The sequence below is a fragment of the Armatimonas sp. genome (assembly GCF_043757465.1).
Taxonomy (GTDB): Bacteria; Armatimonadota; Armatimonadia; order Armatimonadales; family Armatimonadaceae; genus Armatimonas.
Genome location: NZ_JAYVPL010000011.1, coordinates 1 through 9,895, shown reverse-complemented (window position 1 = coordinate 9,895; position 9,895 = coordinate 1). Strand labels below are relative to the sequence as shown.

Sequence of the window (9,895 nt, the reverse complement as noted above, 5' to 3'; positions counted from 1 at the left end):
CTTTGTTTGTTGAGTTTTTAAATAGTTCGACGTTTTTGTTTGAAAAAGTGAAGTGGTATACAGGGTGTTTACAACTCAATTAGGAATGCTATAGTTGGAGCGGCTTTGAACTTTTGCCGTGTGTTTTCCTGGTTGGTTGGTGAGCCACTTGCGACCACTCGTGTAAGTCGTTTTGCCAGGCTAAAATCCTGGGGGCTGGCCGCCGCATGAATTCGCCAGCAGTATCATTAGGGCATGACCTCGGGGAAAAAGGTCGGCAAACTCCTCATCCTTGAGGACAGTCTCGAAAGTATCTCTCATCTTGATGTAGATGTTATTTCTTTTGAATGCTGCCTTTGCGATGCGCTGTGTCTGTTCTGGGATGGATGGTAGCTCCGATGCTTTGAGGGACATGGCTGGACTCCAAGGTTAGATTCCCTCGATTTTATCGCCGTTCCGAACCCCGCGCGAATTCGCCAGCAGTATCAAAAAATGGACTTGACAAAATCAAAAAACCGATTCATGAAAAAGGCTCGATTGGATTGTAAGATTCAAGAATCAGGATTTGTCGTTGTTGAAGGGCCTTTGAATCCTCAGAATCGCCCGAAGTAGCGACTTCAGTCGAACATTCCCCGGACGTACTCAAGGTACGCCGCGTCGTCGGTGATGGCTTTGCCGGGCGAGTCGGAGAGCTTGACGACGGGCTGACCGTCCAGGCGCACGAGTTTCAGGACGATCTGAAGGGCTTTGTCCCCGAGATCGTTGCTCAGGTCAGTGCCGATGCCGAAGATTGTCCGAATGCGCCCCTCGAAGCGCTCCGCCAGTGCGATGGCCTTGGGAATGCTCAGGCCATCGGAGAAGACAGCGGTCTTGGAGCGGGCATCAATACCGAGGCTTTCGTAGTGCGCCAGCAGCTTCTCGCCCCACGCCGCAGGATCACCTGAGTCGTGACGGCAGCCATCGTAGGCTTTGGCAAAGAGCCGGTCGAAGTCCGCCAGAAATGCATCGAAGCCGAACACATCCGAGAGCGCGATGCCAAGATCGCCTCGGTAGAACTGCATCCATTCTTCCAGCATGAACTTCTGGGATTGGAGGAGCGGTGCGAGTGCTTGACCGGCCTGCAGAAACTCATGCGCCATTGTCCCAAATGGCTTGAGATTGAATTTTTGGGCCAGATGCACATTGCTCGTTCCAATTAAGTACGGAGCCAGCCGCTCGGTGACGCGCTCCTGCCACACTTGTGAGTAGCGCCGCCGTGTCCCAAACTCCATCACCCGAACTGGCACCGAGGCGCTCTGGAGCTGAGCGAGCTTCTCCTCTAAGCGGGACAGCCCCTCCGCCTCGCGCTCCGGAGTGAGCGGAAAATGATGCCGCGACCAGACCTCGTTGATCGTCGCTAGCACCGGCACCTCAAAGAGAATCGTCGCCAGCCACGGGCCACGGATGCGCAATGCAAAGCCAACGCTCTCGTCCGTGGTGATTTCGATCTGGCGGGGATCAAGCGTGAAGTGTTCCAAAAAGTCCACAAACTCGGGCCGGATATAGCGAATGGCGCGTAGGAATTGCGCCTCGTCAAGAGTCAGCCGAAGCCCCGCCAGCTTGTCTAGCGCCGTGCGAATCTCAGTGGCAAATGGGCGCAGGTCGGTGTCTTTGGTGCGGCACTGAAACTTGTACTCGGCTTGCGCCTGCGGGTGTTGTCCCCAGACCACCTGCATCATGGTGAATTTGTACAGATCGGTATCGAGAAGCGAGACGATCATTTGATTTCCTCTGTGGTGGTCAGTCGTGCCCCGGCTGCTTTTAGGTCGGCGAGAAACGCATCTTGAAGGTGTGTAAAGCCGGGTACGGGCGAGAAACCGTCGGTGAGGAGCGTGAGTTTCTGCGCGGGGATGCCGTGCCTCACTAAATCGCGGACGGTGCTCGCGACGCAGTGGCTGCCCGCTTCCCCACAGATCAGGATTTCGTCGGCCTGGGAGAGAGCGGCGAGAAGGGAGTGGTTGGGCAGAGTTGATGCGTCCTCGGGATCGGGGACATCGGCGGCGATGGCGCTGTAGTGCTCGGTGAAGGGATTCTCCCCCTTGCGAATATAGTCCACGCTCCGGCCCGTGCGCGTTTCCCAGGCGCAGAGCGCGGCAAAGAGCTCCGCGGCGACGGCATGGCCTGCGCTTCCTATCAGGCAGTGGGGCGGCCAGATGCACAGGGGGTAGCGCCCATTACGTGCCAGCGCCGCGACATAGGCCACGCTTCGCTCCTGATGCGCCGGATTCGCCGCGTGCCAAAGAGTCCGAGTCTTTGTCTCGATAATGGTGAACGGAGCGGGTGGGTTGCCGTCAGTATCTCCCCACCAGAGCGGGTGGGCGATATCCAATAAGTGGTGCGTGTCCAGCGTGACGTGAATCGCAGAGAACTCCGTGCGCTGCACGAGCGCGGCAATGCGCGAAATATCGGCCTCCGCTCCGGCGACAAAGAGCGCCCCGGAGTGCGGATTGCAGAAGTCTTCCTGCGGGTCAATGATGAGTAAGTGTCGTTTCATAGATTATAAGTGTGAATTAAACACGAAAAGTTGCACGGATAATGAGTCGTGAAAAAAATAGTCCACAAGGCTCCCGGATATACTATCGGCAAATCATGAACTTTCTCTCGCACCATGCTCTTGCTCGCCAGCTCTCCCCCGACGAGCCGCCGCTTTTCTACGCCGGTAATCTTCTGCCGGACTGGCTGGGCATCTCCCGCGAAGGCGGCGTGAAGAAGCAGCATCTTGAGGGTAAGGCAGGGGCGCTGGCAGAGGGTGCCCGTTTGCACTTAGCAACCGACCAGCGCTTTCATGCCGACTCTGCGTTTGTGGCACTCTGCGAAACGGCAAAGGTTCTCCTGCGGCCTCTGCCTCTGAATCGCGTGTTTTTCTTTGCCCACGTGGCGGTGGAGCTCACGATGGATGCCCAGCTTCTGCGCACCGATCCCACGCACGCCACCGATCTCTTCACCCGGCTGGCGCTCTGCCTGCCCGAGATCGCCCCCGAGGCGGCGCACTTGCTGGAGCGTGGTGCACTGCCGGAGCTGGCGGGAGTGGCGGAGCGCTTTGTAGAGTACCGCTGGATCCTGGCCTACGAGACCGATGCAGGGCTAGCCCGGCGGCTGATGCAGCTGGGGGCACGTCTGGGAATCACGACACTGGATCCTGAGAACCAGCAAGCGCTGACAGATGTCTTTACACAGCTCTATCTGTCCGTGGCACCGGAGACAGCCGGACTGATTTCCCGCTCGGCTCCCGTGTTTTAAGCTTGGCTCCCGTGTGATAAAATTACGGGTAGAGCTATGCCGACGACAATTGAACGCCCCGAAGTAGAAGAGGCCCCTACCCTTCCACCCGATTTTGTCCCAAGTCACCTGGACATGCCCGGCCTGAACGACCTGAGCGATATCCGCGAGGGAGTGGATCTCACTGGCCCCTGGATCGTGATTCTCTACAACGACGACTGGCACTCCTTTGATGATGTGATTGATATTCTCCAGAAAGCGGTGGGTTGTACTGTGGAGGAAGGCTTTCAGATCGCGCTGCGTGTCCACCTTGAGGGGCGTGCTATCTGCTTCTCGGGGACGCAAGAGGAGTGCGAGCGGGTCGCTAAGATTATCGCGACGGTTCGCCTCCAGGTTGAGACAGACCGGGCCTAGAGCACAGACCGGGCCTAGAGCGCCGCTTCCAAAAATCCCACCACCCGGTCTGCGTAGTCCGGGGCGGTACGGACACTGAGCGTATGGCCTGCGTCCTTGACAAGCCAGAGCTGGGCCTCTCCTCCTGAGGCAGCATGCAATCGGTGCGCGTGGTCGGGCGTTACCAGGGCGTCGTTGGCACCATGAATGATTAAAACGGGGCGCGGTGCAATCTTTCCAATGGCCTCCTCCGGCGCGATTCGAGCCGTAGGTGTGCCCAGAAGATGCTCCCCGATACTCCGTGTGGCCGGGGCGAGCGCCTTGCCCACCGTCTCTCCAAAAAGCGTCTCCAGGCGTCTCTGAATCGGGCCGTCCATGCGGGCGAAGCCACAGTCTGCCACCACGGCCCGCACCGTGGGCTCCTGCGCGGCCACAAGAAGAGACACCGAAGCTCCCATGCTCTCGCCCAGCAGGAAAAGCGGCAGCGCCTGGAGGGAAGGCTGGCACTCCGCCCAGCGAATCGCTGCCAGAAGGTCTCGTGGTTCCGTGAGTCCCAGAGTCGCCTGCGTGCCTCCACTCCACCCGTGCGCACGGAAGTCGTAGAGCAAGGTGGCGAAGCCTGCGGCGTGTAGGAAGTGCAAGTAGGGGAGCATCGTGTCTCGGCAGCCGCTGTAGCCGTGCGAGAGAATTACCAGACCACGCGGGCTCGGGGCATGCACGAGCCAGCCCGAGAGACGAACCCCATCTAGCGACGAAAATCTGATTCGTTCATAGGCAAGCCCTAGCCCGGTACGCGGTGTTTTTGAGTGATGTCGGCGCGGCGGATGGAGAAAAACCCAGGCTAGTGTCGCAGGAAGTGCTAGAGCAGCACCGCCTAAAATAAGAGGGAGATAACGTCGCACACTTATCCCTACGTGCAAAACTACACTATAGTTCCGGGCTAATTTGGGTATGATACACTCGTTGAGCGGAACTTTCCGCCATTGAGGAAGAGAACATGGCACGAACCCCGATTATCGCGGGTAACTGGAAGATGAACAAGGGGACTGCAGCAGCAGCGTCGGTACTGGCGCAAGAAGTGGTCACAGCGATTGCGGGAAAGAGTGGAGTCACGGTGGTAGTGTGCCCTCCCTATACGGTTCTTCATACCGTGCGGGAAGTGGTCACGGGGTCGTCGGTGGTACTGGGCGCACAGGACGCGTTTTGGAAAGCAACGGGAGCCTACACCAGCCAGATTTCAGGCGAAATGCTTAAGGACGCTGGGGTGACTTATGTGATTCTGGGGCACTCGGAGACACGGGGGCGCTTTGGAGTTCCGGAGCCCGAGGAGACCGTCAAGCACTACGGCGAGACCGATGCCACTGTCAATCTGAAGGTCAAAGCGGCTATCGCGGCGGGTTTGGAGCCGATCATTTGTATTGGAGAGACGCTAGATGAGCGCGAGGGAGGCAAGACCGATCTGGTTGTTTCCTCGCAGGTCGCTGGGGCGATTACGGGAGTGACAAGCGAGAAAGCACTGCGCCTAGTCTTCGCCTACGAACCCGTCTGGGCCATTGGTACCGGCAAGGTCTGCGATGCCACCGAGGCGAATCGTGTCTGCGGCATTGTCCGCCAGACCGTCCGCTCTTTGTACGGAGTCGAGGTTGCCGATGCGGTTCGTGTTCAGTACGGCGGCTCAATGAAGCCCGACAACGCTGCCGAGCTGCTCAGCCAGCCGCACATTGACGGCGGACTGATCGGGGGGGCAAGCCTCAAAGCTGCTGACTTTGCCGCCATTGTGGACGCTGCGGCCTAGCCCGTGCCCAGAAGGTTCAGGCACGTCTCCTCCCCGACGCTCACCCGCTCCTCAAGACCATCCCATCCCTGACAGGCGGGTAAACTCCCCGAATGGTCAGTGGCACGAGAGGGGCCGCAGGGTACAATAGACCCACATGATCGGGATTGAGACGGAGTACGGAATCTACGTGGAGGGAAAAGGTGCCCAGGATCTCGTGGACGAGGCGGGCTATCTGGTAAAACTGGTGCCCTCACCGACGGTCGCGGGGCGCTGGGACTACAAGCAAGAGCACCCCCGGCGGGATATGCGCGGCTTCACCGTGGATCACCTCTCCATTGACCCCAACGATGCCCAGTTTGAGCAGATGGGGCGGCCCCACTCCACGGACATTGAAGTGCGCTCCGACAGAGTGCTCCCCAACGGTGCGCGGCTCTACAACGACCACGGCCACCCCGAGTACGCCACCCCCGAGTGCACCAGCCTGCGGGAAGTCATCGCCCATGATCGGGCCGGGGAGCGCTGGATGCAGCGCCTCGCCGAGCGCCGGATGAAGCAGCTTGGGGCCGAGTCGCTGGTGGCGATGTACAAGAACAACACGGATTTTCATGGCGCGAGCTACGGTACCCACGAGAGCTACTTGATGCGCCGCGAAGTCCCGTTTGACCGAGTGCTGGAGGGGCTGCTGCCGTTTTTTGCGACGCGCCAGCTCTACGCCGGAGCCGGGAAAGTCGGGATGGAGAATGCTGGAGCGAATCCTCCTGCGCTCTTTCAGCTCTCCCAGCGCGCCGATTTTTTTACCACGCTGGCGTCGGTGGACACACTCTACAACCGCCCAATAGTCAACACTCGCGACGAGCCTCACGCCGATGCGCGGCGCTTCCGGCGGCTGCACGTGATCTGCGGCGATGCCAACTTTGCGGAAGTGGCGACGCTACTAAAAATCGGCACGACGCTTCTGGTGCTGCGCTTGATCGAGCAAGACCTTGCGCCCAAGAGTATTCTTCTGCGGGATCCTGTGGCTGCCGTCAAGCAGGTCTCGGCGGATCAGAAGCTCAAGTGGTGCGTGGAGCGTCAGGGCGGCGGCACAATTGGCGCGGTGGACGTTCAGCGGGCCTATCTCGCCGCCGCAAGAGAGCACTTCACGGGGCTTTCTCCCGACACCGACACCGTTCTGATAGAATGGGAGCAGGTGCTAAATACGCTTGAAACCGACCCGCTCTCGCTCTCGGACACACTCGACTGGGCGGCCAAGCGTGCGCTGCTGGAGGGTTTTATGGATGCCGAGGGGATCTCTGGCTGGGACGATCCCTACATGCAGAGCCTGGATCTGGAGTACCACAACACCGATCCGGCCGCCGGGCTCTACTACGCGCTGGAGCAGGAAGCAAAGATCCGGCGCGTGGTGACCGAAGAAGAGATTGTCGCGGCCCTGGACACGCCGCCTGCGGGATCGCCGCGTGCCATCGCTCGCGGACTGGCCGTGCGCAAGTTTCCTGAGGCCGTTCAGAAAATTAGCTGGGGCGGCTTTACTTTAGAGCACGGCGAGCAGATCGCCGCGATTCGGATGGCAGATATTCAAGAGCGCGAGCCCCGCGCACTGGCTGCTGCGCTAGAAGCCGCCGCGACGCCCGCTGCATTCATCGCTATTTTGGAAGGAAAGTAACTATGGAAGAGTTTCGTGCAGATGATCGCCTGACAAAGCCGACGACACCGGTGGATCCGATCCGTCGCCAGGGAGACGGCGATGGCCCCAAGGCCCCCGATGTTAAGCGTCCTGACTCGCGCGGTATCCTAGACCGGATGAAACGGGTGGATCCCAATGCCGCCAGACGTTACCGCCAGCGAAGCGGACAATAAGCCCGAACCCATCCCCCCGCCCCTTCCCTTTCCCAAGGAAGGGGAGTCGGAGAAAATCCCGCCCAAAGTGTTGGAGCGGATGCGCCGCGTCTCGCCGGACATGGCCCGCCGCTACAACCAGCGGGGCGGGCAATAAAACTTATGACTGATCTATTGCAACCCCACAGCGGCAACTTTGCCGCGCTTACTGGATTTCAGCTTAATGGCCTCGCCGAGGGGCCGATTCATGGCACGACCGTGATTGCTGTCAAGTACAAAGACGGTGTTCTGACCGTTGGTGATCGACGTGCCACGGGCGGGATGGCCATTATGTACGATAAAGCCGAGAAAGTGCTCTCGCTTGATGACTACACCCTAATCTCTATCTCGGGTAGCTTCTCAAAAGCCATCGAACTGGTGCGCTATCTACGGATGGCGTTTAAGTACTACGAGCGCTCGCAGCTGCAAGCCATGAGCCTGGACGGCAAGCTCAACGAGCTCGGCAAGCTCATCGCGGGCAATATGGTGGCTGCGATGCAGGGAATTGGCCTCGTCATTCCGATTCTGACCACGTTTGATAAAGCCAAAAACGAAGGCCGTGTGTTTTTCTACGATGGCGGCGGGGCCCGCTTCGAGACGGCGGAGTACGCGGCGGCGGGCTCGGGCTCCACACAGATTCGAGGGGCGTTCGAGTACATTGGGCGCACTAAGGGCCCGTTTCGTGAGATGGATCGTGACACGGCGCTTCGTGAGGTGCTAACGCTCCTGGAAATTGCCGCAGACCTAGACGCGGCCACCGGGGGGTCATCCAAGTATTTACCCCTGGCCAAGACCATCACGGCCGAGGGGATCGCCGATATTGAAGAGGATGTACTTCGCGCTATCGTCAAGACCACTCTGACTGCCGAGCCCGCGATGGTTCAGGGATAAGCTATGTCCTATAATTTTTACGATTTCAACAACGCGCTCCAGCAGCGCAACGAGTACGTGGAAGGTCGTCTGCGCGATGGCTCGCCCGTGGTGGGTATTAGCTACGACGGCGGCTTGCTGCTGCTCACGCTGCGCCACACGCAGCGCAAGGTCTACGAGGTCTACGATCGCCTGATGATGTCGGCGCTGGGCAAGCAGAGTGATATCGAGAGTATCCGCCTGGCCGCCATCGACTCCACGCACCGTGAGGGCTTTCAGCGCTCCGAGGACGATGTCAGTGTGCAGCGCTTAGTCGGGTTTGGCCTCTCGCCCGCCGTCAAGCGCATCTATAACGACAACAACACGATCCCCCTGACATTTCGTGGTCTCTTTGTAGAGCTGAATAAAGAGCCCGGCGATGATCTCTACTTCACGCTTGGCTACGACGGCGAGTTTCGCAACACGCACCGCTATGCCGTGGTAGCGGGGACAACCTACGCCGCCGAGCAGGCTGAAGAATCCCTGAAAGATGCGCACCTGGGTAACTTGGAAGACACACTGAGCGCCGCACTGAAAGCCTGGGGAATCGCCAAATCGCAGCTCGCGCCACTGCCTGAGAAGCTAGACGACGACGGCGACGAAGACACGCCTAAGCCTCCGACTCCTGAAGAGGGGCTCAAGACAGCCCTCGCCGACGGGCTGACGGTGGAGGCAGCTGTACTGGAGCGCCACACCAAGCGCGAGAGCCGTTTCCGTCTCCTCACCGAAGTACAGCTCGAAAGCGCCCTCGCGGACTATAAATGAGTGTCCGCTGGCTCGTCGTGACCAACCCGTCCGACGAGCCTTTCTCCGGCGTTGCCGTTTTGCACGCCGACTACCGCACCCGCACCATCGCTCCCGTGATCGTCGCTGATCCTCAGGGAAACACCGTCCCCTCGCGCATTACGAACGAAACCCTCGGCGAGCCCGACGTTGAAGGCGATGGCAAGCGCCACTGGGTCTTTGATATGGAGTTCTTCTGCGAGTGCGCACCAACCCTCACGGTGGCCTACACGGCGCGTTTTGGGGATGATCCCACCTCTGAAGCCACGGAGGAACAGTGGGTATTGCGGAGCAAAGAGGGAGTGTCGTTGGCCACTGAGAGTGAAAAGGCGGTTTAGAGTCCAAAGTTCTAACTTGGGTCAATAATGATCAGTTGGTTACTTTAGTCCCTTCTTCTCTTGCCTTTTGCGTTCTCGTTGGAGTTGTCCGTCCACTGGTCTGACTCCGAAGCGTGGAGCCTTTGTGTGAATGGCTCGTATTCTCTCTAGGAGTTGGGTATCATCGTGTTCTTGGGCTTGATAGCGCACCGTGGATCTGCCGACTTTGAGTAGCGAGCATGCTCGTCTTTGCGAGACTCCTCGCTCGGTGGCATAGCTGAGAGCCTCCCGTTTCTCCTGGGTGGGCCGTCGGGCACTGTTCATTTTTTTTCCAGTAGTTCCTTGAGGACATCGATTTCGAGGTCTCTTTCCGCCAGTAGTCGTTTGACACCCTTCCCTTCGGGTGGGTACCCGACATTCTCCTTTTCGATCTCGCGGTTCTTAGCCAGGTCAGCAGGTGATGCTCCGGCAAATCGCTTCCTCCATCTGTAGAAGGTGTTCTGGGTGAGGTTATGCTCCTGGCATATTTCAGCGATTGTCTTCTCTGCTCGCTCTGCCTGCTGTAGGATGGCGAGTATCTGTTGGTCGTTGTATTGACCTTGTT

At 58.9% G+C, this 9,895-nt stretch carries 13 protein-coding genes; 9 read left to right on the top strand and 4 right to left on the bottom strand.

Features of this window, described 5'->3' with window-relative positions; genetic code table 11:
- Nucleotides 1-596 precede the first annotated feature (596 nt).
- Nucleotides 597-1,739: a nicotinate phosphoribosyltransferase gene (pncB, locus tag ACH2ED_RS01795; RefSeq protein ID WP_395088479.1), complete on the bottom strand. Its 1,143-nt coding sequence runs from the start codon at nucleotides 1,737-1,739 to the stop codon at nucleotides 597-599.
- Nucleotides 1,736-2,512, bottom strand: coding sequence for a hypothetical protein (locus ACH2ED_RS01790; protein WP_395088478.1), 777 nt, complete (start codon nucleotides 2,510-2,512; stop codon nucleotides 1,736-1,738). The genes pncB and ACH2ED_RS01790 overlap by 4 nt, the downstream gene beginning before the upstream one ends.
- A 95-nt stretch (nucleotides 2,513-2,607) precedes the next feature.
- On the opposite strand from ACH2ED_RS01790, the gene ACH2ED_RS01785 reads away from it, so the two are divergent.
- Together ACH2ED_RS01785 and ACH2ED_RS01780 are read left to right on the top strand one after the other, a co-directional pair.
- Nucleotides 2,608-3,258: a hypothetical protein gene (locus ACH2ED_RS01785; protein ID WP_395088477.1), complete on the top strand. Its 651-nt coding sequence runs from the start codon at nucleotides 2,608-2,610 to the stop codon at nucleotides 3,256-3,258.
- Between the two features lie 36 nt (nucleotides 3,259-3,294).
- Nucleotides 3,295-3,651, top strand: a complete 357-nt coding sequence (locus ACH2ED_RS01780) for an ATP-dependent Clp protease adaptor ClpS (RefSeq protein ID WP_395088476.1) — start codon at nucleotides 3,295-3,297, stop codon at nucleotides 3,649-3,651.
- A gap of 14 nt (nucleotides 3,652-3,665) precedes the next feature.
- Here the strand turns inward: ACH2ED_RS01780 and ACH2ED_RS01775 are convergent, their stop codons facing one another.
- Complete coding sequence (locus ACH2ED_RS01775; protein WP_395088475.1) at nucleotides 3,666-4,532, bottom strand: alpha/beta hydrolase; 867 nt, start codon at nucleotides 4,530-4,532, stop codon at nucleotides 3,666-3,668.
- 95 nt (nucleotides 4,533-4,627) lie between these two features.
- Between ACH2ED_RS01775 and tpiA the strand changes: the two genes are divergently transcribed.
- From tpiA to ACH2ED_RS01740, 7 genes are all read left to right on the top strand, one after another.
- Nucleotides 4,628-5,425 carry a triose-phosphate isomerase gene (gene tpiA / locus ACH2ED_RS01770; protein ID WP_395088474.1) on the top strand — a complete coding sequence of 266 codons (798 nt, stop codon included), beginning with the start codon at nucleotides 4,628-4,630 and terminating at the stop codon, nucleotides 5,423-5,425.
- A gap of 136 nt (nucleotides 5,426-5,561) precedes the next feature.
- Nucleotides 5,562-7,070, top strand: coding sequence for a proteasome accessory factor PafA2 family protein (locus ACH2ED_RS01765; protein WP_395088473.1), 1,509 nt, complete (start codon nucleotides 5,562-5,564; stop codon nucleotides 7,068-7,070).
- Nucleotides 7,071-7,072: 2 nt separating this feature from the next.
- Complete coding sequence (locus ACH2ED_RS01760; protein WP_309697008.1) at nucleotides 7,073-7,264, top strand: ubiquitin-like protein UBact; 192 nt, start codon at nucleotides 7,073-7,075, stop codon at nucleotides 7,262-7,264.
- Nucleotides 7,227-7,400: a UBact family ubiquitin protein gene (locus ACH2ED_RS01755; protein WP_395088472.1), complete on the top strand. Its 174-nt coding sequence runs from the start codon at nucleotides 7,227-7,229 to the stop codon at nucleotides 7,398-7,400. Before ACH2ED_RS01760 ends, ACH2ED_RS01755 begins: the two co-directional genes overlap by 38 nt.
- Before the next feature lie 5 nt (nucleotides 7,401-7,405).
- Entirely contained in the window at nucleotides 7,406-8,173 is a 768-nt protein-coding gene (locus ACH2ED_RS01750; RefSeq protein WP_395088471.1) for a proteasome subunit alpha, read from the top strand.
- Between the two features lie 3 nt (nucleotides 8,174-8,176).
- Nucleotides 8,177-8,956, top strand: a complete 780-nt coding sequence (locus ACH2ED_RS01745) for a hypothetical protein (RefSeq protein ID WP_395088470.1) — start codon at nucleotides 8,177-8,179, stop codon at nucleotides 8,954-8,956.
- Nucleotides 8,953-9,312 carry a hypothetical protein gene (locus ACH2ED_RS01740; protein ID WP_395088469.1) on the top strand — a complete coding sequence of 120 codons (360 nt, stop codon included), beginning with the start codon at nucleotides 8,953-8,955 and terminating at the stop codon, nucleotides 9,310-9,312. Before ACH2ED_RS01745 ends, ACH2ED_RS01740 begins: the two co-directional genes overlap by 4 nt.
- A 299-nt stretch (nucleotides 9,313-9,611) precedes the next feature.
- On the opposite strand, the gene ACH2ED_RS01735 is transcribed toward ACH2ED_RS01740, so the two are convergent.
- On the bottom strand, nucleotides 9,612-9,895 hold a 284-nt coding region (locus tag ACH2ED_RS01735; RefSeq protein WP_395088468.1), incomplete at its 5' end, for a transposase.

Coding starts and splice junctions, on each gene's coding strand:
- pncB (WP_395088479.1), bottom strand. CDS start 1,739: ATGATCGTCTCGCTTCTCGATACCGATCTGTACAAATTCACCATGATG.
- ACH2ED_RS01790 (WP_395088478.1), bottom strand. CDS start 2,512: ATGAAACGACACTTACTCATCATTGACCCGCAGGAAGACTTCTGCAAT.
- ACH2ED_RS01785 (WP_395088477.1), top strand. CDS start 2,608: ATGAACTTTCTCTCGCACCATGCTCTTGCTCGCCAGCTCTCCCCCGAC.
- ACH2ED_RS01780 (WP_395088476.1), top strand. CDS start 3,295: ATGCCGACGACAATTGAACGCCCCGAAGTAGAAGAGGCCCCTACCCTT.
- tpiA (WP_395088474.1), top strand. CDS start 4,628: ATGGCACGAACCCCGATTATCGCGGGTAACTGGAAGATGAACAAGGGG.
- ACH2ED_RS01765 (WP_395088473.1), top strand. CDS start 5,562: ATGATCGGGATTGAGACGGAGTACGGAATCTACGTGGAGGGAAAAGGT.
- ACH2ED_RS01760 (WP_309697008.1), top strand. CDS start 7,073: ATGGAAGAGTTTCGTGCAGATGATCGCCTGACAAAGCCGACGACACCG.
- ACH2ED_RS01755 (WP_395088472.1), top strand. CDS start 7,227: ATGCCGCCAGACGTTACCGCCAGCGAAGCGGACAATAAGCCCGAACCC.
- ACH2ED_RS01750 (WP_395088471.1), top strand. CDS start 7,406: ATGACTGATCTATTGCAACCCCACAGCGGCAACTTTGCCGCGCTTACT.
- ACH2ED_RS01745 (WP_395088470.1), top strand. CDS start 8,177: ATGTCCTATAATTTTTACGATTTCAACAACGCGCTCCAGCAGCGCAAC.
- ACH2ED_RS01740 (WP_395088469.1), top strand. CDS start 8,953: ATGAGTGTCCGCTGGCTCGTCGTGACCAACCCGTCCGACGAGCCTTTC.